We start from the raw sequence: 24,179 nt of genomic DNA, 5'->3' as shown, positions 1-24,179 counted from the left end.
CACAGGCCTAGCGGTCCGTCGCGCCGCTTTCCGTCGCGTCCAGGAGCCCCAGCTCGTGCCGTTGCGGCAGCCCCTCCCAGTCACCGGCGGTGCTCACGGCGAAGGCGCCCATCAAGGCCCCACGCCGCAGCCGCGCGGCAACATCACCGCCCTCAAGCAGCCCCGAGAGGTAGCCGGCCGAGAACGCGTCCCCGGCACCCACGGTGTCCACCGCATCCACGGCGACGGCCCCGGCACGGCTGGTCCCGGCCGCCGTGTACGCCTCGGCGCCCCGGGCACCCAGCTTGACGACGACGTCGCGCACGCCGAGCCCGAGCAGCTCCGCGGCCGTGCCGGCAACACCGTCCGTGGCGCGCCGCGGGACCAGCAGGTCCAGTTCGTCGTCCGAGGCGATGACGACGGCGGCATGCCGGGCCACCGGGGCAAGGGCCGCCCGGGCTTCCTCCCGGGACCACAGCTTGCCGCGGTAGTTCACGTCCAGAGACACCACAATGCCGCGCGCGGCGGCTGTTTCGGCGGCGAAGGCAAAGGCGTCCAGGGCCTTGGCCGAGAGCGCCGGCGTAATCCCGGTCAGGTGCAGGATCCGCGCCCCGTCCTCGAGCGGGCCTTCAACGTCCGCCCGGCTGAGGCCGGAGCCGGCCGAGCCGGAGCGGTAGTACCAGGCCCTGTTGACGTCGGCGGTGCGCCGCTCCAGGAACATCACGCCTGTGGGCCGTACGGGGTCGCGGCCCACTGCCAGGTCCACGCCCTCGGCGCGCAGCGCCCGTTCAACGAAGTCGCCGTGCGGGTCGCAGCCCAGGCGGCCGGCCCACCGCACCGGGTGGCCCAGGCGGGCCAGGCCCACGGCCACGTTCGACTCCGCGCCGGCCGCGTGCATGGCCAGGGAGCCGCCCTGGGCCAGCGGGCCTGCCGAGCGCAGGGACACCATGGTCTCGCCGAAGGTCAACACGTCCACGGAAACCATCCCGCGCTCAGCCCTGCCGGCGGGAATGGTCCGCCGCCGTGCGCAGGTAATCGCGGGCACGGGACCGCATCGCTGCCAGGTCCCCTCCGGCCGAGGCCGCGTCGCCCACCAGCGGGCTGCCGGGCCCGACGGCGGCGGCCCCGGCATCCCAGTAGTCGGCGGCGTCTGCCGCGCCCACCCCGCCGACCGCCACCAACGGGACGGCCGGGAACGGATCCAGCAGCGCCTTGAGGTAGCGCGGCCCGCCGATGAATGCCGGGAAGAGCTTGACCAGGGTGGCGCCGCGGTTCATGCCCTCGAGCACCTCGGTCGGTGTCAGGGCGCCCGCCAGGACCGGCAGGCCGCGCCCTGCCGCCACACGGATGGACTCCGCGAGGGCAGGGGTGACAATGAACTGGGCCCCTGCCGCTTCGACCTCCCTGACGTCGGCGGCGGTCAGCACCGTGCCCGCCCCCACCAGCGCACCAGGGGGCGCCGCGGCACGGACGGCCGCAATGGCACCGGGCGCGTCCGGCGTCGTCAGGGCCACCTCAACGTAGCGGAACCCCTCCTCCATCAGTGCCAGGGCGGCGGCCGCCGCGGCCGTGCTGCTGGTGCCGCGCACAATGGCGATGAGCTTGGCGGCCCGCACCCCGGCCAGGAACTCCTCCGGTGCCTGGTTCATGGCAGCCTCACCATTCCGCAAAGGAGCCGTCGGCGTGCCGCCACACGGGGCCGCGCCAGGCATGCCCGCGCTTGTCGGCCTCGCGCACGGCACGCTCGTCAATGTCGATGCCCAGGCCCGGGCCCGGCAGCCGCTCGAAGTGCCCGTCCACAAATTTCAGCGGGCCCTTGTCCAGCACATAGTCCAGCACCTCGGCCCCCTGGTTGTAGTGGATGCCGATGCTTTGCTCCTGGATCAGGTAGTTCGGGGTTGCGAACCCCACCTGCAGGCAGGCGGCGAGCGCCAGCGGACCGAGGGGGCAGTGCGGGGCCAGCTGGACATCGTAGACCTCGGCCAGGGCGGCGATCTTGCGCACCTCTGTGATGCCGCCGGCATGGGAAAGGTCCGGCTGCGCCACGGCAATGCCTGCCTGCAGCGCCGGCAGGAACTCCTGCCTGCAGTACAGCCGCTCCCCCGTGGAGACGGGCGTGGTGGTGGACCGGGTGAATTCACGCAGCAGGTGCGTGTTTTCCGGGACCACCGGTTCCTCGAGGAAAAACGGCCGGTACGGTTCCAGCAGCGGGGCCACACGGCGCGCATTGGCGAGCGTGAACCGGCCGTGGAAGTCGACGGCCACGTCGCGGTGCTCGCCGAGGACCTCGCGGGCGGCCGCCACGCGGCGCACCACGCCGTCGATCTCCGCGACGGACGCCACGGGGGACATTCGCCCGCTGGCGTTCATCTTCACCGCCGTCAGCCCCACGTCCAGCTGGGCCTGGATGGACTCGGCCACCTCCCCCGGCTCGTCGCCGCCCACCCAGCCGTAGGCCCGGATGCGGTCGCGGACGGGCCCTCCGAGGAGTTGGTGGACAGGGGCGTTGAAGTGCTTGCCGGCTATGTCCCAGAGCGCCTGGTCCAGGCCGGACACTGCGCTGGCGAGGATGGGGCCGCCCCGGTAGAACGAGCCCTTGGTCATGACCTGCCAGTGGTCCTCAATGCGCAGCGCGTCGGCGCCGATGAGGACTTCGGAGAGTTGTTCGACGGCGGTGCGCACCGTTTCGCTCCGGCCCTCACAGGTGGCCTCCCCCCACCCCACAATCCCGCCGGCCGTCTCGATGCGCACAAACAGCCAGCGTGGCGGGACCAGGAAGGTTTCAACCTTGACAATACGGGTCATGACGGTGCGCCTATCCCTTGGTTGCGCCGGCAGTCATGCCGGAGACGATGTATTTTTGCGTGAACAGGGCAATGACCATGATGGGAACGGTGACCACGGTTGCCGCTGCCATGAGCCCGCCCCAGTCGATGCTGGCGTAGGAGACGAAGTCAAAAATGGCCACGGGCAGCGTCTTGGTGTCGGCGCCGGAGAGCACCAGGGCGAACATGAAGTTGTTCCAGGAAAAGATGAACGCCAGGATGCCTGCCGTGGCCATCCCGCCCGCGGAAAGCGGCAGCGTGATTTTCCGGAAGGCGCCGATGGGGGTCAGCCCGTCAACCTGCGCGGATTCCTCAAGCTCCAGCGGCATGGAATCGAAGTAGCTCATCATGATGTACACAATCAGCGGCAGCGCCACAAACATGTGGCTGAGGATCAGGACGGTGAAGCCGCCCACCATGTGCATGTTGGAGAACACGTAGTACCACGGCACCAGCAGGGAAATGCCGGGGATGACGCGGGCCATCAACACCACGAGGGCGGAACGGTGCATCGTGAACCGGCTCATGGCATAGGCGGCGGGGACACCCAGCACCAGGGACAGCACGGTGGAGACAAACGCCACCCAGAAGCTGTTGAAGATGTACACGAAGTAGTTGTTGCGGGTGATGACGTTGACGTAGTTCTCCAACGTGGGGGTGAAGATGATCGTCTTGGTGGCGTCGTAAATGTCCACATTGGTTTTCAGCGACGACGCGAAAAGCCAGGCCAGGGGTGCCAGCAGGGCCAGCACCACCACGGTGAGCGCAGCAAAGCGGAACCAGGTGTAGGCGCGCACGGACAGCGGCTTGCGGCGGGCCGGCACCGGGGCGTCCGACCGGGCCGCCCGGGCGGCCCCGGCGGGCAGAAGTGACGGGGTCATTGGCTTGCACCTTTCCTGCGGCGGGTCAGAATCCACATGAACGCGATGATGATGAGGAAGAAGATGATGAGCACGGCCGAGGCAAGGCCGTATTCGTTGTAATCGAAGCTGAGCCCGTACGCGTACACATTCAGCGTCTCCACTTCATGGAAGGACCCCCCGCCCTTGCCCTTCGTGGCGTAGAGGATGTCAAAGGTCTTCAACGCGTCAATGCTGCGCAGCAGGATGGCGACGATGACGGTGGGCATCATCAGCGGCAGGGTGATGTAAAAGAAGCGCTGCCAGGCGTTGGCCCCGTCAACGCGTGCGGCCTCGTCGGGTTCGTCGGACAGCGAGGTCAGCCCGGCCAGCAGGATCAGCACCACCATGGGCGTCCACTGCCAAATGTCCATGAAGATGGTGGTGGGCAGGGCCGTGTACTGCCCCGACAGCCACGGCTGCGGGGGGATGCCCACCCAGCCGAGCATCTGGTTGGCGAAGCCGATGTTGGGGTCAAAGATCAGCCGCCACATCATGCCGACGGCAACGGGCGTGGCCACGAGCGGCAGGAGAATGGCGACGCGGACCCACTTTTCGCCGCGGAACGGGCGCCACAGTAGCAGGGCGATGGCCATGCCCAGGACCATTTCGACGGCGAGCGCGGTGAACGTGAAGTACGCCGTCCGCCCCACGGCGGGCCAGAAGCGGTCGGTGTCCGAGAGCACCGTCAGGTAGTTTTTCAGCCCGATGAAGTCAGACGGCGCGCGCACCGACCCGTGGGAGTCGGTCAGGCTCAGGTAGACGGTCCAGGCGAGCGGGAAAATGATCAGCAGGCCCACAAAGATCATGGCCGGTGAGGCAAACAGCCATTTTCTGTGCTGGTTGGCCCAGTCGGAGAACGATCGTGGCGGGGGTGCCGTCCGGCGTACGGCCGGGGTCTTTACGGAAACAGACATGGTTCACCTAGGGAATCGAAAGGGGGCATTCTTCGCGCCGGAGCTGCACGCGGCCGGCGCGGCCGGGGACCGGGCGGCCGGGGACCGGGCGGCCGGGACGGCCGCTGCCGTCCCTGCCGCCCGGAAGGGGCATTACTTGTCGCTTGCCAGGAACTTTTGGAAGGCGTCGTTGGCTGCCGTGGCGGCCGCGGCGGAATCGCCGCCGGTGATGGCGGTGACAATCGGCCCGCCCACAATCTCCCGCGCCTTGCCCACGGCAATCACGAGGGGCCGGTCGTGGCCCACGCCGTGCTCGGCGCTGAAGGCAATGGCCTGGGCCAGGTCCTTCGGGTACGTCGAGGTGCCGTCGGCGTCCGCCCACACGGAACTGCGCGGGCCCGGGACACCGGCCTTCTGCGCCGCCAGGGTCCGTTCCTTGGACGTGGCCCACTGGATGAACTTCCAGGCGTTTTCCTGGTTGCCCGAGGCCGAGTTGATGGCAAGGCCCCATGACGGGATGTTGTAGGGCTTGGCGCCGGCGGGGCCTGCCGGCAGCGCTGCGAAGCCCACCTTGTCGGCAACCTTGGATTTCGCCGCGTCGGTGGCGTTCTTGTACAGGGAGTCGGCCTCGGTGTAGAAAGCCGCGTTGCCCTGCGTGAAGATGGCCATGGCCTCCGGCCAGCTCATGTCGGTGCTGACGTTGGCGGGGCCGTACTTGTTGATCAGGCCGCCGTAGAAGGCGTAGGCGGCCTTGGCTTCAGGCGTTGCGATGCTCGATTTGCCGGATTCGTCCATGAAATCCCCGCCGAAGCTGTACAGGAAGCTGGAGAACTGTGTGACGGCCGCGGACTTGTTGGTGCGGGCCACGAAGCCGGCAATGCCCTTGTTGGCCCCGGAAATCTTCTTGGCCGCCGCCTCGAGCTCCGCCATGGTCTTGGGAACCGCCACGCCGGCCGCTTCGAGCAGGTCCTTGCGGTAGTAGAGCACCTCGCGCTCGGTGATGATCGGCACGCCCACCACCTTGCCCTCAAAGGTGCTGGCCGTGACCGGTCCCGGCTGGAAGTCCTTCCAGTCCCAGGACGCGTCCGAGGTGACATGCGCGGTCAGGTCGGCCAGGTAGGTGTTTTTGGCAAACTGCTTGCCTTCCTGGAGCGGGCGGTACATCATCACGTCAATTTCGTCGCTGCCCGCGTTGAGCTTGACGTTGTACTGGTCGGAAAGCTGGTCTTCGCCAAGCTGGGTCAGCTCGACCTTGAGCCCCGACGCTTTTTCAAATTCAGGGATGGCAGCCTTGATGCCGTCGGTCCACACGTGGTTGGCGAGCGTGACGCGCACCGTGTTGGACGCCTTTCCCCCGCCGCCGCCACCGCAGGCCGCAACACCGAATGGAACCACTACTGCAACAGCCAGGAGCTGGAGTACTGAGCGTCGCTTCATTACGACTTCCTTTTCTTTTTGGCAGGAACCACAGGGTTCCGAATGACAATGCGGCACCGAAACACATATGCCGTATTGGAGATGCTAATCACATAAAACATACTTATCAATGGTTGAGACCAAATCGGTATGATGCATCCATGACCGCCTCCCGGACAGCTGGACCGCCGCCACCCGCCCCCGACCACGGCGCGGGCACCGCTGGCGGCGTGCCGTCCGCCGGCCTTCCGCGCGAGTACCTGCACTCCGCCCTCGTTGACAAACTCGGGCTGGCCGTTGTGACCAGGGAATTTCCGCCCCACGCCGTGCTGAGCATCGAGGAACTGGAAGTGCGCTATGGCGTTTCGCGCTCCGTCATCCGCGAGGTCATCCGGGTGCTGTCGTCGCTCGGGCTGCTCGCCTCAAGGCGTCGTTTGGGAACGGTCGTCCAGCCGGCCACCGCCTGGAACCTCTACGACCCCCATGTCATCCGATGGCGGCTCGCCTCGGACGACCGCATAGACCAGCTTCGCAGCCTCAGTGAGCTGCGCTCCGCCATCGAACCCCAGGCAGCAAAACTGGCGGCCCAACGCGCCAGCTTCGCCGACGCCAGTGAACTGGTGTACCTGTCCGCGCAGATGTGGGCCAGGGGCCATGATTCCGACATCGCCGAATTCCTCAAGCTCGATGTGCTCTTCCACGCGAAAATGCTCGAATGCTCCGGCAACGAAATGTTTGCCCAGCTCAACTCCCTCGTCACGGAGGTCCTCAAGGGCCGCATAGACCATGGGCTCATGCCGCGCAGCCCCAACCACGAGGCCATGCGGTTTCACGTGGACGTTGCCAACGCCATCCAGCGGCGCGACGGCGATGCGGCGCAGGCCGCCATGACACGGATCGTGGAACAGTCCATGGATGAGATGGGTGTCATCTGGGAAACCGGCCTCCCCAAACCGGCGCCGTAGCACCGGTCCGCGTAACACCCTTGTTACACCGAGGCGCTAGCCTTGGATCCATGCGCGAACTCCAGGCACAGATCATTGCAGAACTGGGCGTCAGGCCCACCATTGACCCGGCGGCGGAAATCACCCGCCGCGTGGAATTCCTCAAGGACTACCTCAAGGCCACGGGCACGAGGGGCTATGTGCTGGGCATCAGCGGCGGCATCGACTCCACCCTCGCCGGCAGGCTGGCCCAGCTCGCCGTGGAAAGCCTGGCCCGGGAAGGCATTGAGGCCGACTTCATCGCCGTCCGCCTGCCCTATGGCATCCAGCACGACGAGGACGACGCACAGGCGGCCCTGGACTTCATCCGTGCCAAGACCGAACGCACCTTCAACATCGCCGCCGCCGTGGACGGCTTCGAGGCGGAGTTTGCCAGGACCGCCACGGAGGACGTCAGCGACTTCAACAAGGGCAACATCAAGGCCCGCTCCCGCATGATCGCCCAGTACGCGCTGGCCGGCCACGACAACCTGCTGGTGGTCGGCACCGACCACGCGGCCGAATCCGTGACGGGATTCTTCACCAAGTTCGGCGACGGCGGGGCGGACATCCTGCCGCTGTTCACGCTGAACAAGCGCCAAAACCGCCAACTGCTCCAGCACCTGGGCGCACCCGAAAAACTCTGGGCCAAGGTGCCCACCGCCGACCTGCTGGACGGCAGGCCGGGGCGCACCGACGAGGACGAGCTCGGCATCAGCTACGAGGAAATTGACGACTACCTGGAGGGCCGGGAGATCGGCGAGGTCCCGGCGTCGGGCATCGAGCGGCGGTACCTGGCGACCCGGCACAAGCGCACCACGCCGGTGTCGCTGCTGGACACGTGGTGGAAGTAGGGCCCGGCCGCACCGCCGTCGCGTATATTTCACAGTGAGGCCTGTTGTTCCCCGGGCCGATCATCCTGGCAACGAAGCCGAAAGGTGGCCCCATGACCGTCACTGAAGAATTCCGTGAGGCACGCAACCGCCTGCTGGAGATGCGCCTGGACAACGCCCGCGCCCAGCGCGAATTCACCTGGCCGGCGTTCACCGAATTCAACTTTGCCCTGGACTGGATCGACCAAATCGCGCAGGACCCGGCCACCGGCAACAACCCGGCACTGGTGATCGTGGAACAGGACGGTTCCGCCACCCGCCGCAGCTTCAAGGACCTGTCCCTGCGTTCGAACCAGGTGGCGAACTGGCTGCGGCACAAGGGCATCCGCCGCGGCGACCACATGGTCATCATGCTCGGCAACCAGGTGGAGCTGTGGGAACTCATGCTCGCCTGCATCAAGCTCGGCGTGGTCATGATCCCCACCACCACCATGATGGGGCCGGCGGACCTCCGCGACCGGGTGGCGCGCGGCGCAGCCCGCTGGATCGGCGTGCGGGCGGACAACCTGGCCAAGTTTGCCGATGTCCCGGGCGACTACACGCTGGTGGGCATCGGCCCCGATCCCGCGGCGGCCGCAGCTGCGGGCCGGCCCGTCCTCGACTACGCCGACGCGGACGGCGCCCCGGAGGACTTCACGCCGGACGCGCCCACCCGGGCGGATGAAACCATGCTGCTGTACTTCACCTCAGGCACCACCTCCAAGGCGAAGCTGGTGGAGCACACGCACACCTCCTACCCCGTGGGCCACCTCTCCACCATGTTCTGGATCGGCCTGGAGCCCGGTGACGTCCACCTCAACGTCGCCTCGCCGGGCTGGGCCAAGCACGCCTGGTCCAACGTGTTCACACCGTGGATCGCCGAGGCCTGTGTGTTCATCTACAACTACACGCGCTTCGACGCCAAGGCCCTCATGGCGCAGATGGATGCCGAGCATGTCACGAGCTTCTGCGCCCCGCCCACCGTGTGGCGCATGCTCATCCAGGCGGACCTCACGCTGCTGAAAAACCCGCCCACCAAGGTGGTTTCGGCCGGCGAGCCGCTCAACGCCGAGGTGATCGACCAGGTGGAGCGTGCCTGGGGACAGCTGATCCGGGACGGCTTCGGCCAGACGGAAACCACCGTCCAGGTCGCTAACACGCCGGGCCAGCCGATCAAGATCGGCTCCATGGGCCGGCCGCTGCCCGGCTACGACGTGGTCCTGTTGGACCTTGTGACCGGGGAGGAAACGGACGACGGCGAACTGTGCCTGCGCCTGGACCCCGCCCCCGTGGGGCTCACCAAGGGCTACTTCGGCGACCCCGCCAAGACGGCCGAGGCCTTCCGTGGCGGCTTCTACCACACGGGCGACGTGGCCAGCCGGGACGAAAACGGGGTCCTGACCTACGTGGGCCGCAGCGACGACGTGTTCAAGTCCTCCGACTACCGGCTCTCCCCCTTTGAGCTGGAAAGCGTGCTGATTGAACACCCGGCCGTGGCGGAGGCGGCCGTGGTGCCCTCCCCAGACGCCCTGCGCCTGAACGTGCCCAAGGCGTACGTGGTGCTGGCGGCGGCCTATGAGCCCAGCGACGAACTGGCCGGGGAGCTCTTTGCCTTCTGCCGCGAGCACCTGCCGGCGTACAAGCGGATCCGCCGCCTGGAATTTGCCGAGCTGCCCAAGACCATTTCCGGGAAAATCCGCCGCGTGGAGCTGCGGGCCAACGAGGAGGCACGCCACGGCGACGGTTCCGGCCAGGCGTCGGGCACCCCCGCCGCGGCCGGCCTGGGCCGCGAGTACGCCGATTCGGAGTTCCCCGCTGCCGACGCAGGCTGACCCGGGGCGCGGCGGCGCCGCCCTTTGCACGGCTTAACTTGATAGCTTGGGATACGTGAAGATAGCTACCTGGAATGTGAACTCGCTGCGCGCCCGTGCCGACCGCGTGGAGGACTGGCTGCGCCGCGCCGGTGCCGACGTCCTGGCGATCCAGGAGACCAAGTGCAAGGACGAAAACTTTCCATGGGAGCTCTTTGAGAGCAACGGCTACGAGGTGGCGCACTTTGGTTTCAGCCAGTGGAACGGCGTGGCGATCGCCTCCAAGGTGGGGCTGACCGACGTCGAACGCACGTTTTCCGGCCAGCCGGCCTTTGGCAAGGGCGGCAAGGACCCCGTCCAGGAAGCCCGCGCCATTGCCGCCACCTGCAACGGGGTGCGGATCTGGAGCCTGTACGTGCCCAACGGCCGGGCCCTCGACGACGAGCACATGCCCTACAAGCTGCAGTGGCTGGCCGAGCTGAAGGACCAGGCGGCAGGCTGGCTGGCGGACGACCCCCAGGCGCAGATCGCGCTGATGGGCGACTGGAACATCGCACCCCGGGACGAGGACGTCTGGGACATGGACTTCTTCATCGAGCAGGGCCTGACCCACGTCAGCCCGCCCGAGCGCGCCGCCTTTGCAGCGTTTGAAAACGCAGGCTTCTCCGACGTCGTGCGCCCCCTGCACCCGGGGCCCGGCACCTACACCTACTGGGACTACACGCAGCTGCGCTTCCCGAAGAAGGAAGGGATGCGCATCGACTTTGTCATGGCCTCCCCGGCCCTGGCTGCGCGGGTGACGGGTGCGGAAATTGACCGTGAGGAGCGCAAGGGCAAGGGCGCCTCGGACCATGCACCGGTGATCGTGGAGCTGGGCTAGGCCATGCGCAACGGGCTGTATCTGGGCGGGCTCCAGCTGCCCTTCGTCTCCAGCCTGCGCGTTTACCTGCCGCGCGAGTCCTACACGGACGAACAGTTCAGCTACCTGCGCGGCCGTCTCGAGGAGGAGCAGAACCCGGTCACGGTTGATGCCCAGGAGCTGGCCGATTCGCTGGGGCGCGTCAGCCGCTCCTCCCCCAACCCGCTGCCGACGCCGGCCGTGGACCGGGTGCGCGTGTTCCAGGCCGGCGAGGGCGCCCCGCTGCTCTACGCCCCGAACCAGGTGGTGGCACGCTCCCTGTCCGCCACCACCGAACTGCTCAGCGGCCCGCTGGCCCCCCTCGCCCGGCTGGTGGTGCCGGACACCGAATGGGACCTCCACCTGGAAAAAATGGCGACGGTTCCGGTGCCCGGCACGACCCTGCAGACCCGCACGTCCACGTGGGGCATCCCGTTCAGCTGGTTCACCCTGGTTTACGCCAATGACCGCATGGAGGTGGTGGAGGCCAACGGCCGCGTGCTGACCGTGCGCATCCAGGTGCCGCTGCCCCTGGCGGTGGAACGGTCCGGGCAGACGCTGAAGATGCTGGCCGAGATGGCCCCCGAGCTGGACCTCTTTGAGGAACTCGACGAGCTGCACGGCTGGCTGGACGCCTTCAGCAACGAGGGCATGGTGGAACTTGACTACGGACCCGTGGCCAACCGCGTGCACCCCGACGACTCCCCGGCGGACGTCCACGCCGGCCTGCAATGCCTGGCCGAGGGCGACCTGACCGGCGCCGCGGCAGCCTACCGCCGGCTGGCCCGACGCTGGATGCCCATCCGCCAACTGGCCCGCGCGAACTAGCCGTGCAGCCCGGCCGCCGCCGCCGATTGAGCCTGCCGAAATCAAGCCTCGCGCGGCGGCGGGGCGGTGCTGCGCCGGACCTTCAGCTCGAACGGCATGGTCACATCCCGCACGGCGCCTGCGGTTCCGCCGAGTTCTGCCAGCAGCATGCCGGCCGCCGCACGGCCGTGCTCCCAGGGCTGCTGGGCGATGGTGGTCAGGCCGGCCGGGGCTGAAAAATCGTGGTCGTCGATCCCGATGAGCGAGAGCTCTTCCGGGATGCGGATCCCGCGGCGCTGCGCCTCAAACATGGCGCCCAGTGCCATTTCGTCGGAGCCGCAGAAAAGGGCCGTGGGCCGCTCGCCGGGCGCTTCAAATATCCGCGCCGCCGCCTGCATGCCGTCGGAAACGGTGAATTCCCCGGCCGCGTTCCACCCCGGGCGGGGCTCCAGCCCGGCGCGTGCCATGGCCGCCTCAAACGCCACCGTGCGAAGGGCGGGGACCCTGAAGGTCTGCTCATCCTGGACGCCGCCGCGCAGGTGCCCGATCCGGCGGTGCCCCAGCCCGATCAGATGGTCCATGGCGGCCGTGGCGGCGGCGACGTCGTCAATGTAGACGCCGCGGCAGCCGTTCACGGGACCACCCACCGAGAGCAGCGGGATGTCGGTGTGGTGGAGCTGGCGCAGTTCCTCCTCGGAGAGGCCCAGGGACAACACCAGCAGCGCGTCGATCTGCTTGCGCACCATGCTTTCGGTGAAGCTGCGTTTCTGGCCGTGGAGGTAGCCGCCCAGGCTGAACAGCAGCAGGTTGTAGCCGTTCTCCCGCAGCACCTGGTCAATCCCCTCAATGGCGTGCCCAAAGTACCAGCGGTCCACAAACGGCACCAACACCCCCACGGTCCGGGTGCGCCCGGTGGCGAGCCCGCTGGCCGAGCGCGACGGCACGTAGCCCAGCTCCGCAGCCACCGAGAACACCTTCGCCCGGGTCGCCTCGCTGACGCGCGGCAGCCCCCTGAGTGCACGTGACACGGTGGCCGTTGAAACGTGTGCCTGCGCGGCAACATCGTCAATGCTGACGCCCATGTTCGCTCTCTCCCCCCTTGGCTGCGCCTACGATTCTGCCGTGGCGCCCCTCAGCGGGGCCGCCGTGCGATGCGGGCCGGCAGTTTCCGGCGGAGCCGGACCATGCCCCAGAGCCCCAGCACCAGCGCCAACAGGCCCAGGGCCCACAGGAGCGCGGGCTGCCCGGTCACCTCCAGCCAGACGGTGATGCCAAGGACCACCAGCGCCCAGAACCCGAGGAAGCCGATGATCAGGTCAAAGTCCTCCGCACTGCGCTGCCGGGACGCGGGGGCGTGCAGCCCCGAACCCTTCGGTTGGCGGCCCCGCACCTACTTCACCGCCCCCGCCGTCAGGCCGGCCACGATCTTGCGCTGGAACACCAGCACCAGGATCACGAGCGGAATGGTCACCACGGTTCCGGCGGCCATGACGGCCGTGTACGGTTCCTGGTGCGGCTGCGAACCGGCAAAGTAGGCGATGGCCACCGTGACGGTCTTGGTGGCGTCGCTGGAGAGCTGGCTGGCGATCAGGAACTCGTTCCAGGCGCCGATGAAGGCCAGGATGGCCGTGGTGAAGACGGCCGGGGCGGCCAGCGGCATGATGACCTTGCGGAACGCCTCCCCCTGGGTGCAGCCGTCGATCCGGGCCGCCTCCTCCAGCTCCCACGGCATTTCGCGGAAGAAGGACGTCAGCGTGTAGACGGTCAGCGGCAGCACGAAGGAGATGTTCGGGATGATCAGCGCCTGGTAGGTGCCCATCCAGCCGATGTTGGTGAACAGCTGGAACAGCGGGGTGACGATGGCGACGCCGGGGAACATCGAGGCGCCGAGCACAAAGCCAAGCACCAGGAACTTGAAGCGGAACTCCAGCCGGGCCAGGGCATAGGCGGCAAACACGCCAAACAGCAGGGCCACGGCGGTGGTGACGCCGGAAACAATCAGCGAGTTCAGCAGGTTCTGCGCAAAGTGGTTGCCCAGGCTGGTGGAGAACACGGTGCTGAAGTTGTCCCAGGTGACGTGCGTGAACCAGGGCGTCGGGTCAAAGGTGTAGCCGACGTCCCGGAACGCCGTGACCAGCATCCAATAGAACGGCAGCAGGCACCAGATGAGGATGACGGCGGCACTGACGTAGGTGCGCGAGCTGGCCCAGCGCTCGCGCCGCCGGGCCACGGACTTTGCAGCCGCCGGATCAAGGGTTGCAACGCTCATTTCACTTCGCCTTCCCCGAGTTGGTGGCCGATTCGACGGCGTTCGCCCCCAGGAAGCGGACAAAGATGAACGCCACAATGAAGATGATCAGGAACGTGATGGTGGACAGCGCGGCGGCCGAGTTGAAGCCGATCCGGATCTGGTTCACCACCAGGATCGAAAGCGTGGTGGTTCCGTTGGCGCCCGCCGTCATGATGGCCGGGAGGTCGTACATGCGCAAGGCGTCCAGGGTGCGGAACAGGATCGCCACCATCAGGGCCGGCTTGACCAGCGGCAGCGTGATCTGGGTGAACCGCTGCCAGGCCGTGGCACCGTCCACCTTGGCCGCCTCGTACACGTCGTCCGGGATCATCTGCAGCCCTGCCAGGATCAGCAGTGCCATGAACGGCGTCGTTTTCCAGACGTCGGCAATGATGATGGCCGTCCGCGCCGGGACTTCGGACCCCGTCCACAGGATCGAGGTGTGGAACAGCGTATTGGCGATGCCGTCGAAGGCAAAGATGAAGAACCACAGCTTGGCCGTCACCGCCGTCGGAATGGCCCACGGCACCAGCACGGCCGCGCGCAGTGCGCTGCGCCCGCGGAACGTGCGGGACATGATGATCGCCATCCAAAAGCCAATCACCGTCTCCAGCGCCACCGTGATGACGGTGAGCAGGAAGGTGGTCCCGGTGGCGGACCAGAACTGCGAGCCGAGCGTGCCGGCCGGGCAGGACGCCTGTCCGTTGGGCGTGTTGCACTGCTCGAAGATCCAGTGGATGTAGTTGTACAGCCCGGCAAAGCCGCCCGCCACGAAGGATCCCGTCACGGGGTCCAGGCCGGCGTCCTTTTGCAGCGACATGACGATGGCGTCGATGACGGGGTAGACAATCACGATGCCCAGCACAATCAGCGAGGGCACAATGAGCAGCAGCGCCACCTTGCCCTGCGTCTTCTGCTTCCGGTCCTGGCCCACTTCCTTGTTCTCAAGCCCCGCGCCTGTGCCCTTCTTGCCGCGGCGGGTCTGCGGCTCCACTTGCATTGACATTCCCTGGTCCTTTCCTCGGGTGTCGGCTGCATGGGTGTTTGGCGGGGACGACGGCGGCCCGGGCACCCAGGTGCGCGGGCCGCCGTCGTCCGTGGTTGCCGTGGCCGGTGGCCCCGGCGGGGCCGGGCCTACTGGGAGCCGGCCGCCCCCAGGGCCGCCTGCATGTCGGTCAGGGCCTGGTCAACTGTCTTGTCACCCTTCAGGGCGGCGTAGGCGTTGACCTGCACGGCCTGGGTCACGGCCGGGTAGAACGGCGAGACCGGACGCGGCACGGCGTTCTTGATGGAGGTCAGCAGGACCGGCAGGTAGGGCAGCTGCTTGACGAGGTCGGCGTCGGCGTAGAGGTCGGCACGGACCGGTGCCAGCGAACCCTGCGTGGCGTAGAACTTCTCGGTTTCCTGGCTTGTCATGAACTTCATGAAGTCCATGGCCGTCGCCTTGTGCTTGCTGTAGACGCTCATGGCGATGTTGTGCCCGCCCAGGGAGGAGGCGCCGGGGCCGTCCTTGCCGGGCAGCGGGGCGATGCCGAACTTGTCCTTCACCACGGAGGAGCCGTCGGTCTTCGCCAGGTTGTACACGTAGGGCCAGTTGCGCAGGAACAGCAGCTTGCCGGCTTCAAACGACTGGCGGCCCTGCTCTTCCTGGTACGTGATGGCCTGCTTGGGGATGTTGCCGTCCTTGAATGCCTGGACCAGGTTGTTCAGCCCGGCCTTGGCTTCGGGGGTGTTGACGGCCGGCTTGCCGTCCTTGCCGACGATGACGCCGCCGGCGGTGTTGATGGCCTCGGCCGCGTTGACCGTCAGGCCCTCATACTGGGCAAACTGGCCTGCGTAGCAGTCCATGTTGTTCTTCTTGGCGATGGGGCACATGCCCATCATCTCGTCCCAGGTCTTGGGCGGGGTGGGGACCAGGTCCTTGCGGTAGTACAGGATGCCGCCGTCGGAGGTTTGCGGGGCCGCGTACAGCGTGTCCTTGTAGGTCGCCGTGGCGACGGTGGCCGGCAGGAAGCCGGTGGTGTCAAAGGCCGTCTTGCCCTTCAGCGGCTGCAGCCAGCCCTTGGCCGCAAACTCCGCCGTCCAGACAACGTCCACGTCGACGACGTCGTAGCTGGCGTTTTTGGCCTGGAAGTTCTGGACGAGGTCGTCGTGCTGCTGGTCCGCCTTGTCCGACTGCTCCTTGAAGGTGACCTTCTCATTCGGGTGCGACGCGTTCCACTTGTCCACGAGGGGCCGGACCACGTTCGAGTTGTCCTTGCCCTGGACGTAGGTGATGGGTCCGCGCGCGTCCAGGTTGGCGGCCGCATCGCCGCTGAGGCCGCCGGAGTTTCCGCCGCCACCGCCGCCGCTTCCCCCGCCGCCGCAGGCGGCCAATGTCATCGCCAGGACCGAGGCTGCCGCCAGGGCTGCAAACTTCCTTGAATGTTTCATTCCACGCTCTTTCCCGTCAGTGAAAACGTTCAATCATGAAGTTCAATCATGAAATTGGCGGGCCCAGGCATGCGCCGGGCCCTGTGGTGATGTGGATCACTCTAAGCAGGGACCGGGCCGGAGTGCAAGCGCTTACGCACGATTGTGACCATTTCCTTATCGAAAGCCCGGACAGCCGTTTCCGTGCCTCGGGGCGGGCAGGCAGCAAACAGGGAGGGTGGCCCGTCCAGAAACTGGACGGGCCACCCTCCCTTTTTACTGTCACGGAACGGTTCCGCGGCACCTCCCGGGCCGCGGCGCAGCGAGCTATTTGTCGTGCTTGAACAGGCCGGCGATCTTGGCGCCGAGCCCCTTGACGCTTTCCGAGGCGTCCTCGGCAAAGTGCTTGACGTTTTCCGAGGCGTCCTCGGCAAAGTGCTTGACGTTTTCCGAGGCGTCCTCCGCAAAGTGCTTGACGTTTTCGGCGGCCCCGCCGGCAAATTCCTTGAGGTTTTCACCGCCCTCGCCGGCAAATTCCTTCGCCTTGGCAGCCGCGTCGCCGGCCAGGTCCTTGGCCTTTTCTGCTGCGTCTGCGGCCAGGTCCTTGGCCGAATCCAGCGGGTTCCCCGAGTCGTTCTCACTCATGTGCTTCTCCCTTTCGCAGTGGTTGCGCGCCCCCAGGCGTGAATTGCACCCGTGGGTGATGGGACCCAAGACTAGCGGACGCGTTCGGCTTTCGTGAAGCGCGCCCTGGTCCCGGACCCGAGGCTGACAAGCACCGGGACCTGCACCCCGAGCAACGCATCCAGGGCATCCACGAGGGACGCGATGTCCGCGGCAACTTCGTGCGGTGCCACACCCTGCCGGGGCAGGACCCGGACCCTGACGGCCGGCTGGCCACGGAAGGCATAACTCGTCACAGAGACGCCCAGCAGGTCCCCGCGCTCCAGCAGCGCCGCCTTGAGTGACTGCTCCGCCACCGCGGTACTGAGCACCACCTTGCCCGCGGCACCGTCGTCGGCGGCAGTCCCCTGGCGCTGAAAGAGGACGTTGGTGCGCCCCTTGCCTTGGTTGGCCACCCACGACACCATGAAGATCACCAGCACCAGCAGGCAGGCGGCCACCACCAGCCAGATCCAGCTGCCGCCGCCGGGTGCCAGGCGCGTCCTGGCGGCAAGGCCGCTAAGGCGGCCCATCTGCGGGCCGGCCCAGTCCTGCCAGAGACGTCCGGCCGCGGGGACGACGGCCAGGGCTGCCAAGGCCGCGCCCAGTGCCAGCAGCACCAGGCCGGCGATGGCCAGCACCACCCTGTTCACTGCGCGGGGGGTGCCGTTCATACGCCAATCACCCCGGATCCGGACAGGTTGACGGTGACGTCCGGCGCCGGTTCCAGCGCCATCTGCTCCAATTCGTCTTCAACGGCGGCCCGGATGTGGGACTCGTCCAGGGGGATGCCCGACGTCGGGCGGACATTGACCTGCACCGCCTTGGTGGACACCACCACAATGACCTGCTCACGGGTCACGCCAGCCGCGAGCCGTGCACGGCGTGCCAAGGCCGAGGCGATGACTTCATCGTCCACCACAATGGCCAGGCGCGGATCGGCAATGGTGTGGCGGGCGCGGCGGCCGGGCAGGAATGCGTGCCCCAGGCAGACCAGCCCCAGCAAGGCCAGCAGGACGCCAATGGCGCCGAGCAGGACCGGCGAAATCCCCTCGGGCAGGCGCGCCAGGCGCCGGGCTGCCGTGAGCGGGTCAATCAGCCAGGGCCGCTGGCCCACCGCCCGCAGCACGGCCTCCAAGAGCCCGTAGACAGCCAGCAGCCCGATGACCATGGCGGCCGCAACAGACAACGGCGCCCTGGAGGAATGGCGCTCCCGCTTGAGGATGCGCCCGATCAGCTCGCTCATTGCACCCGCCCTTCATTGGTGGACTGGATGCCGGAGATCCGGACATCGACCCGGCTCAGCTGCGATCCCGTCAGGTGCTCCACCTGCTCCAGGATGCCCCGCTTGGCCGCCGTGGCACGGTCCGCCACCGTGCCCCCGGTGTTGGCAACGCGCCCTGGCTGCCGGCGCACCGCCGCCAGGGAGGGCACGCTGATGGGTGAGGAGACATTCAAGGCCAGGGATCCGGCGTCGTCCGACCAGGACACACGCACGGCGGCGGGTGCGACGCCAAAAACCGCGGCAGCGGCCGCCCGGGCCACGGACGTCAGTGCCTGGGTGCTGATGCGGGTATGTCCGGACAGCCCGCGCCCGGAGTCCACGGCGATACCCGTCACCGCGACGAACGCCGGCCGGTGAGGGCGTCGAGCACCCCGCGCCAGTCCAGCTTGCCTCCGGCGGCCCGGCCCACAAACGCGCCGATGGCGATGAACACGGCGCCAATGATGAAGCCCCAGAAGCCGAACCTAAAGGCCATGTAGGCCAGGAAGGCGCCAAATGCTGCACACACTACGGTCAGGTTCACGGCTGGCCCTTCTCATGGCCCACAGGGGCTGCGGACGGGTTCGGCGCTGCCGGGCGCACGGGCGCACCGAGGCGCTCGGACAGCTTGGTCCGGGGCTGCTGGCGCTCCGGTTCGGCGGACGGGATGAAGACGTCCGTAATTTCGATGTTCACCTCAATGACGTCGCGGCCCACCAGGCCCTCCACGGCACCGTAGACGGCGGCCCGGACGGCGTCTGCCAGCTGCTGGAGCGGGTAGCCGTAGATGGCCACCAGCACCAGGTCGACCGCCACCTGCGATTCCCCCACCTCGACGCGGACGCCCTGGGTCAGGTCCGTGGCACCCACCACGTCCCGGATGGCGCCAATGGACCGCGAGGCGCCGGAGCCCAGGGCATGGACCCCTGCCACCCCGCGGGCGGCAACGCCCACCACCTTGGCCACCGCGTTGTCAGAGATGACGGTGCGGCCCTGTGCCTGGTCCAGGGGCAGCCCTGGTGAGTGGATTGCCTGCGGCTGGTCTCGCCCGTCCATGAAAGCTCCTTGTCCCGTTATTACTTACGGTAAGCCTATGCACCGACAAGATGAGGGGCAACGCCATGACAGTTAAAGCAAAAACCCCTTATTGCTAAGGGGTTTTATGTGGTGGCTCCGACCGGCGTCGATCCGGTGACCTTTCGATTTTCAGTCGAACGCTCTACCAACTGAGCTACAGAGCCTTGGTGAACTGCACAAGCCTTTGTCACCAGATCCCCCGAAATGAATTTCAGGAAACCTAAGCGACCCTGACGGGACTTGAACCCGCGACCTCCGCCGTGACAGGGCGGCGCGCTAACCAACTGCGCTACAGGGCCATACTATTTTTTTATTCTTTCATTCTTATCGCGCATTCACGCGAAATTCACGAGTAATAGCTTACCAGCCTTTTCCGGCCGGAATTACCACTTTTCCCGCAAAGTACCCCCAACGGGATTCGAACCCGTGCCGCCGCCGTGAAAGGGCGGTGTCCTAGGCCGCTAGACGATGGGGGCATCGTCACTCACGTCCAGCCCACGGTTTCCCGCGCGCCGTCCGCAGTGGACTTGAAAAACTATAGGGCCTATTTGTCCAGAACACAAAACGGGGGCGGCGGCTGTGCGGCAGGACACACCGCGGCGGTTGGACACTAGGCTGGAGGGCATGAACCGCGACCCGCTGGCGTCCATTCCCTCCTTTGGCCCGTTCAGGATGGATGCGGCGGAATTTGATGCCGCCGTGGAGGCGGCCCTGGCCCGAATCCCCGCTGACATCAGGGCGCAAATGGACAATGTGGCGGTCTTTGTCGAGGACGACCATGTGCCGCGTGCGGGCGGGCATCCGGACACCCTGCTGCTGGGCCTGTACGAGGGGACGCCGTTGACCGAGCGTGGCTCCTGGTGGGGCTCCGGTTCCCTGCCCGACCGCATCACCATCTTCCGCCGGCCCATCCTGGGCATCTGCTCCACGCGCGAAGAGGTCATCCATGAAGTCGCCGTGACCGTGGTCCACGAGATTGCGCACCACTTCGGCATCAGCGACGAGAGGCTGCACGAATTGGGCTGGGGATGACCGCCGCGGCGTCCCTGCCCGGCATGTGGACCTGAACCGTGCCCGGGCGGCGCAAGCCGGATAAACACGGCCCGATAAACGCAGCCTGATCAGCAAAAGCCACTATTGCCTTGAAATAACACCGCTGTGGTTACAACTTTGTAGTTTATGTTGCTGGTGTTACTGGTGTTGCCAAAGAGATCAATGGGGCCGTAATGTCAGCTGTGCTGTGTAAATATGTGCGTCTTTATCGGCGCACCGGGCACGGACTCGCGCCCGAGATTTACCTAACCAAACTGCAATGAGGTCTTGAGGATGCGCATTCCCTTCCTGGTACGCGGGACGACCGCCTTCGCATGCGCGGCGTTGGCGACCACCGCCGTGCTCTCCCCTGCCGCCGCGGCACCCGCCCCCGGTGCGTTGACTGCCGGGCCTGTTCCGGCGTCGTTCCTTGGCCACCTGGCCACTGCCCCGGCCGTGCCCAGCACCGGCGACATCGCCAACGCCAAAAAATCCGAGGCCGCAACAAAGGCGGAGTCGGCCAAGATCGACGGCATGCTCAGCGCGGCCAACGAGCGCCTGCAAGGCTCCCTCACGGGCACGGTGAGCGCCAACAACGCCTATACCAACGCACTCGTCACCCTTGACAAGCGCAAGGCGGACGCGCAGACCGCCAAGGCCAAGGCGGACGCAGCCGCTGCCGAGTACAAGTCCGCCAAGTCGCAATTGGGCCAGCTTGCCGGCAATCTCTACAAAAACGGCGGGCTCAACCTGAGCGTGCAGGCCTTCCTCACCAGTTCCAACGCCAGCGACACCATGTACCAGGCCTCCACGCTGCAGGCGCTGTCCGACGAGCGGGCCAACACCTTTGACTCCGCTGCAGCAGCCTCCGCAACGTCCACGGCCCTTCAGGCGCAGGCCGCCGCGGCCCAGCAGGCGGCGGACCAGGCAGCAACGGCGGCCGAGGCCTCCCGGCAGGCAGCACAGTCCGCCACGGATGCCCTGACGGCCGTGGTCAAGGAAAACCAGGCCCAGCGCAGCACCCTCCTCCGACAGCTGGCCACCTTGCACAACACCACCGTGGCCCTGGAAGGAGCCCGCGTGGACGGCCTGGCGCGCCAGGCACGTGAAGCGGCCCTCGCCCAGGAAATCAGGAATTCGGCGGCCGCCCCTGCACCGGTGGTTCCGGCAGCCTCCTCGGTGACACCCTTGAACCCGGCCAGCCAGCCGCAGCAGCCTGCCGCCCCGGCACCGGCACCGATTGCAGCGCCTGCTCCCGCACCGGCGCCTGCCCCCGCACCGGTCCGACCGGCACCAGCTCCGGTCCCCGCACCTGCTCCCGCACCGGCACCAGCGCCTGCTCCGGCCCCGGCTCCGGCCCCCGCGCCTGCACCGGCACCGGCTCCTGCCCCGTCCGGGTCCTACATCCAGGTCATGGTCAACTACGCCATGGCCCAAAGCGGCAAGTCCTACCAGTGGGGCGGCACCGGAAATCCGGGCTTTGACTGCTCCGGGCTGGTCATGACCTCGTTTGCCGCTGCCGGCGTCTCCGTGCCGCGCACCGGAACGGCCCAATTCTGGGGGGCGCCGACCCGCGTGCCGCTGTCCCAGATGCGCTACGGTGACCTGCTCGTCTTCAACGAATCCCCCGCCGGCTCGGGCCAGTTCGAGCACATTGCCATTTACATCGGCAACGACCAGGTGGTGCAGGCCCTGGCCCCTGGCTATCCCGTCGGCGTCTATTCGCTCTCCGACATGGCGCTGGGCGGCATGCAGCTTTACCCGTACGCCGCCCGGTACTGACCACCGGAACTCCACGAACGTACGGCTCTGGCGGCTTCCCCGTGGGGGGAAGCCGCCAGAGCCGTACTCTCGAGCGGGCGGGGCGGGCCCGCGGTCCGGTGCCGGACCGGTCAGGCCTGCAGGAGCGGGCCGAACGCCGAACGGTCGTCCTGGCGGGGGTCTTCACGGTCCCGGACCACCATGATGGGCCCCTTGGCGTGGTGCCGCACGCCGTCTGTGGTGGAACCGAGCATCATGCCGGCGAAACCGCCGCGGCCGCGGGTGCCCATGACCAGCAGCTCCGACGTTTCCGAGGCCTTGACCAGGACATCCACGGCAGATCCCTCCACGAGCTTGACCTCAATGGGGAGCTGCGGAAAATGGTGCCTCAGCCACTTTTCACCGGCGTCGAGCTGTGTCTGGATCTCCGCGAACAGTTCCTCGCGGTCCACGGGGGCCGGCATCCATGACAGGGAGCCGGTGTACGGCTGGATGGCGCAGATGATGCGCAGGGCGGATCCGGACCGTTGGGCCTGCTCCGCGGCGACCAGAACCGCATAGCGGGCCTGGTCGGAGCCGTCGACGCCCACGGTGACAACCTTCTCGATCACGGGGGCCTGCGCTTCCCGGCCCGGGTCCTCGCCCAGGCGCGTGGCGCAGCTCAGCGGAACCGTGACCGTGGGGCACTTGGAGTGTGCCGGCAGGGCCGAACTCACGCTGCCGAGCAGCCGGCCGAGGAAACCGCCGCGGCCGCGCGTGCCAAAGACCAGCAGCTCGGCCGTCTCGCTCAACTCCAGCAGGACCCCGGCAGCGTCGCCGTTTTCCACCCGGGCATCGACTTCCACGTCCAGGTGCGCCACCTTGGCTGCCGCCTCGCGAAGGACGGCCTCCGCGCCCTGGCGGATGACGTCGTCGTCCACGGTGGCGTACCCGCCGTCGAGCCCGGAGGCGGCAAAGATGGGCACGGTGTAGGCGGTGACAAGGTGCAGGGGCGACCTGCGGAGCTTGGCCTCTCGGGCGGCCCACACCACGGCATAGTTGCTCTGGTCGGAACCGTCCACGCCCACAACAATTCCGGTCGGTGCGGGAATGGGGTCGGGCTGGGCAACCGGGGATGCTTGGTCAGGACTGCTCATGCTGCGCCTCCTTATATAGGTGGCCGCCAGGGGGCGTCGAGCACTGCTGCCCGCCTCCCCCTCGAGGCCTATACCTGTGACTATTGTCGTTCCCAGGTAGTGCGTCAAGTGACACGCGCGGGGGCGTGCCCAGGTTGCGGCGCAACCGCCCATGGGCGGCAAAATCCACTCCCAGGGGGCATTGGTGCAGGCACGGCAGGGCCCGAATGGCGGCTGCAGAAGCGCCGGCGGCGGCGACTGCACCAGGGAAGCCGCACCGGCCGGCCAGCCGGCGGCACCGGCACCGGACGGCCCCGGCGCGACGCAGGGCATTTTCTCCATTCGCAGGACTTTGGCTGACCCTATCCATACCCTGCATTGTTCGGTAGGGTTCCAAAGGAAGCCGGATCACACCGCGTGTTTCACCGTGCCAACGAGGATCGTGTGCCCGGCCCCACCCTGACGACACCGCCCGCTCCCGGACTGTTGCCGCCTGAAAAATTTCTCCCACCGTTCGAGGAGGCATTGCCGTGACGGCTGCGCCACAAACCGCGCCCGCAAGCAGACCGGGCGCCGGGGCCGCCAGCCCCGGCGCACCGGGCATCGAAGCCACCAACACCGTTGTGATCGGTTCCGGCTTCTCTGGACTGGCCATGGCGGCGGAGCTCAACCGCCAGGGCATCAAGGCAATCGTGGTTGACTGCCCCGCCCCTCCCGCCAGCCAGGGCTCCCCCGCCACCGGCGGCGTCAGCCTGGACGCCATGGACCGCCGGACCGAAATCATGCGGCTTCTGGAGCACTATGCCCGCCGGCATGAACTGGACATCCGGCCGGCCACCGCCGCCCTCCACATTGAAAGCAAGGCCACCCCGGCGGGCCGGCTGTGGGAGATCCGGACGGCCACGGGCATCCTGACCGCCCACAGCATTGTCTTCACCCGTGGCGCCCTTAACCAGCTGCGGCGCATGCTGCACGGTGTCGGCATCGGCACGGGCCAGGGCCTGGGCAGCGCCATGCAGGCGCTGGGCCTGTACCTGGTGGGCGTGGGAGAGCTGCTCACCCCTTCCACGCAGGAGATACTGCACCAGGCCAAGCATGCCGGCCAGTGCATCTCGGCCCGGGCGGCGTCGAGGCAGGCCGGCACCCTCCCCGGCCTCGCCTGAGGGACCCTTCGGCCAG

Annotated in this window: 26 protein-coding genes and 3 tRNA genes; 8 read left to right on the top strand and 21 right to left on the bottom strand. The window is 67.4% G+C overall.

Annotated elements, in window-relative coordinates; genetic code table 11:
• Positions 1-7 precede the first annotated feature (7 nt).
• From MMF96_RS01110 to MMF96_RS01085, 6 genes are all read right to left on the bottom strand, one after another.
• On the bottom strand, positions 8-964 hold the full coding sequence (locus MMF96_RS01110; RefSeq protein WP_176615304.1) for a sugar kinase: 957 nt from the start codon (positions 962-964) through the stop codon (positions 8-10).
• 7 nt (positions 965-971) lie between these two features.
• Positions 972-1,628, bottom strand: coding sequence for a bifunctional 4-hydroxy-2-oxoglutarate aldolase/2-dehydro-3-deoxy-phosphogluconate aldolase (locus MMF96_RS01105; RefSeq protein ID WP_176615305.1), 657 nt, complete (start codon positions 1,626-1,628; stop codon positions 972-974).
• A 7-nt stretch (positions 1,629-1,635) separates the two neighbouring features.
• The gene (dgoD, locus tag MMF96_RS01100) at positions 1,636-2,784 is read right to left on the bottom strand and encodes a galactonate dehydratase (RefSeq protein ID WP_256882260.1); all 1,149 of its coding nucleotides are present in this window, start codon (positions 2,782-2,784) and stop codon (positions 1,636-1,638) included.
• A 10-nt stretch (positions 2,785-2,794) separates the two neighbouring features.
• The gene (locus tag MMF96_RS01095) at positions 2,795-3,685 is read right to left on the bottom strand and encodes a carbohydrate ABC transporter permease (RefSeq protein ID WP_176615307.1); all 891 of its coding nucleotides are present in this window, start codon (positions 3,683-3,685) and stop codon (positions 2,795-2,797) included.
• Positions 3,682-4,620, bottom strand: coding sequence for a carbohydrate ABC transporter permease (locus MMF96_RS01090; RefSeq protein ID WP_256127654.1), 939 nt, complete (start codon positions 4,618-4,620; stop codon positions 3,682-3,684). The genes MMF96_RS01095 and MMF96_RS01090 overlap by 4 nt, the downstream gene beginning before the upstream one ends.
• A gap of 132 nt (positions 4,621-4,752) precedes the next feature.
• Positions 4,753-6,036 (bottom strand): ABC transporter substrate-binding protein, encoded by a 1,284-nt coding sequence (locus MMF96_RS01085; RefSeq protein ID WP_176615308.1) that lies wholly within the window; start codon positions 6,034-6,036, stop codon positions 4,753-4,755.
• Positions 6,037-6,176: 140 nt separating this feature from the next.
• Here MMF96_RS01085 and MMF96_RS01080 point away from each other — a divergent pair, with 140 nt between their 5' ends.
• The 5 genes from MMF96_RS01080 (at position 6,177) to MMF96_RS01060 (ending at position 11,407) form a co-directional block, all read left to right on the top strand.
• A complete protein-coding gene (locus MMF96_RS01080) occupies positions 6,177-6,980 on the top strand; it encodes a FadR/GntR family transcriptional regulator (RefSeq protein ID WP_176615309.1) in 804 nt (267 codons plus the stop codon).
• A 50-nt stretch (positions 6,981-7,030) separates the two neighbouring features.
• Positions 7,031-7,852 (top strand): ammonia-dependent NAD(+) synthetase, encoded by an 822-nt coding sequence (nadE, locus tag MMF96_RS01075; protein ID WP_256882259.1) that lies wholly within the window; start codon positions 7,031-7,033, stop codon positions 7,850-7,852.
• A gap of 92 nt (positions 7,853-7,944) precedes the next feature.
• Entirely contained in the window at positions 7,945-9,702 is a 1,758-nt protein-coding gene (locus tag MMF96_RS01070; RefSeq protein ID WP_176615311.1) for an AMP-binding protein, read from the top strand.
• Positions 9,703-9,757: 55 nt separating this feature from the next.
• Complete coding sequence (locus MMF96_RS01065; RefSeq protein WP_256882258.1) at positions 9,758-10,561, top strand: exodeoxyribonuclease III; 804 nt, start codon at positions 9,758-9,760, stop codon at positions 10,559-10,561.
• 3 nt (positions 10,562-10,564) lie between these two features.
• Entirely contained in the window at positions 10,565-11,407 is an 843-nt protein-coding gene (locus MMF96_RS01060; protein WP_176615313.1) for a hypothetical protein, read from the top strand.
• Positions 11,408-11,448: 41 nt separating this feature from the next.
• On the opposite strand, the gene MMF96_RS01055 is transcribed toward MMF96_RS01060, so the two are convergent.
• From MMF96_RS01055 to MMF96_RS00990, 14 genes are all read right to left on the bottom strand, one after another.
• Positions 11,449-12,468: a LacI family DNA-binding transcriptional regulator gene (locus MMF96_RS01055; RefSeq protein WP_176615314.1), complete on the bottom strand. Its 1,020-nt coding sequence runs from the start codon at positions 12,466-12,468 to the stop codon at positions 11,449-11,451.
• Positions 12,469-12,518: 50 nt separating this feature from the next.
• A complete protein-coding gene (locus MMF96_RS01050) occupies positions 12,519-12,776 on the bottom strand; it encodes a hypothetical protein (RefSeq protein WP_256882257.1) in 258 nt (85 codons plus the stop codon).
• Positions 12,777-13,655 carry a carbohydrate ABC transporter permease gene (locus MMF96_RS01045; protein ID WP_256882256.1) on the bottom strand — a complete coding sequence of 293 codons (879 nt, stop codon included), beginning with the start codon at positions 13,653-13,655 and terminating at the stop codon, positions 12,777-12,779. It lies immediately after the preceding gene.
• 1 nt (position 13,656) lies between these two features.
• Positions 13,657-14,676, bottom strand: coding sequence for a carbohydrate ABC transporter permease (locus MMF96_RS01040; protein WP_371130794.1), 1,020 nt, complete (start codon positions 14,674-14,676; stop codon positions 13,657-13,659).
• 134 nt (positions 14,677-14,810) lie between these two features.
• Positions 14,811-16,109, bottom strand: coding sequence for an ABC transporter substrate-binding protein (locus tag MMF96_RS01035; RefSeq protein ID WP_176615317.1), 1,299 nt, complete (start codon positions 16,107-16,109; stop codon positions 14,811-14,813).
• Positions 16,110-16,415: 306 nt separating this feature from the next.
• Positions 16,416-16,733 (bottom strand): hypothetical protein, encoded by a 318-nt coding sequence (locus MMF96_RS01030; RefSeq protein ID WP_176615318.1) that lies wholly within the window; start codon positions 16,731-16,733, stop codon positions 16,416-16,418.
• 71 nt (positions 16,734-16,804) lie between these two features.
• Complete coding sequence (locus MMF96_RS01025) at positions 16,805-17,425, bottom strand: hypothetical protein (RefSeq protein WP_176615319.1); 621 nt, start codon at positions 17,423-17,425, stop codon at positions 16,805-16,807.
• Positions 17,422-17,997: a DUF6286 domain-containing protein gene (locus MMF96_RS01020; protein ID WP_176615320.1), complete on the bottom strand. Its 576-nt coding sequence runs from the start codon at positions 17,995-17,997 to the stop codon at positions 17,422-17,424. The genes MMF96_RS01025 and MMF96_RS01020 overlap by 4 nt, the downstream gene beginning before the upstream one ends.
• Entirely contained in the window at positions 17,994-18,371 is a 378-nt protein-coding gene (locus tag MMF96_RS01015) for a hypothetical protein (protein ID WP_256882255.1), read from the bottom strand. The genes MMF96_RS01020 and MMF96_RS01015 overlap by 4 nt, the downstream gene beginning before the upstream one ends.
• A complete protein-coding gene (locus tag MMF96_RS01010; protein ID WP_176615322.1) occupies positions 18,368-18,559 on the bottom strand; it encodes a hypothetical protein in 192 nt (63 codons plus the stop codon). The genes MMF96_RS01015 and MMF96_RS01010 overlap by 4 nt, the downstream gene beginning before the upstream one ends.
• Positions 18,556-19,071, bottom strand: coding sequence for an Asp23/Gls24 family envelope stress response protein (locus MMF96_RS01005; RefSeq protein WP_176615323.1), 516 nt, complete (start codon positions 19,069-19,071; stop codon positions 18,556-18,558). The genes MMF96_RS01010 and MMF96_RS01005 overlap by 4 nt, the downstream gene beginning before the upstream one ends.
• A 109-nt stretch (positions 19,072-19,180) precedes the next feature.
• Positions 19,181-19,256: transfer RNA gene (locus MMF96_RS01000), tRNA-Phe, on the bottom strand.
• Positions 19,257-19,317: 61 nt separating this feature from the next.
• A tRNA-Asp gene (locus tag MMF96_RS00995) sits at positions 19,318-19,391 on the bottom strand.
• A gap of 104 nt (positions 19,392-19,495) precedes the next feature.
• Positions 19,496-19,568, bottom strand: a tRNA-Glu gene (locus MMF96_RS00990).
• A gap of 148 nt (positions 19,569-19,716) precedes the next feature.
• Here MMF96_RS00990 and MMF96_RS00985 point away from each other — a divergent pair.
• Both MMF96_RS00985 and MMF96_RS00980 read left to right on the top strand, forming a co-directional pair.
• A complete protein-coding gene (locus MMF96_RS00985; protein WP_256882254.1) occupies positions 19,717-20,124 on the top strand; it encodes a metallopeptidase family protein in 408 nt (135 codons plus the stop codon).
• 294 nt (positions 20,125-20,418) lie between these two features.
• Complete coding sequence (locus MMF96_RS00980; RefSeq protein ID WP_256882253.1) at positions 20,419-21,906, top strand: NlpC/P60 family protein; 1,488 nt, start codon at positions 20,419-20,421, stop codon at positions 21,904-21,906.
• A gap of 110 nt (positions 21,907-22,016) precedes the next feature.
• On the opposite strand, the gene MMF96_RS00975 is transcribed toward MMF96_RS00980, so the two are convergent.
• Positions 22,017-23,021, bottom strand: coding sequence for a universal stress protein (locus tag MMF96_RS00975; protein WP_176615325.1), 1,005 nt, complete (start codon positions 23,019-23,021; stop codon positions 22,017-22,019).
• A 509-nt stretch (positions 23,022-23,530) separates the two neighbouring features.
• On the opposite strand from MMF96_RS00975, the gene MMF96_RS00970 reads away from it, so the two are divergent.
• On the top strand, positions 23,531-24,163 hold the full coding sequence (locus MMF96_RS00970; RefSeq protein ID WP_218062877.1) for an FAD-binding protein: 633 nt from the start codon (positions 23,531-23,533) through the stop codon (positions 24,161-24,163).
• Positions 24,164-24,179: the final 16 nt, after the last annotated feature.

This window comes from Arthrobacter sp. STN4, assembly GCF_024539665.1.
In the GTDB taxonomy this organism is placed as follows: Bacteria; Actinomycetota; Actinomycetes; order Actinomycetales; family Micrococcaceae; genus Specibacter.
Note: the sequence above shows the minus strand (reverse complement) of the source record. Positions and strands in the feature narration are given on the sequence as shown.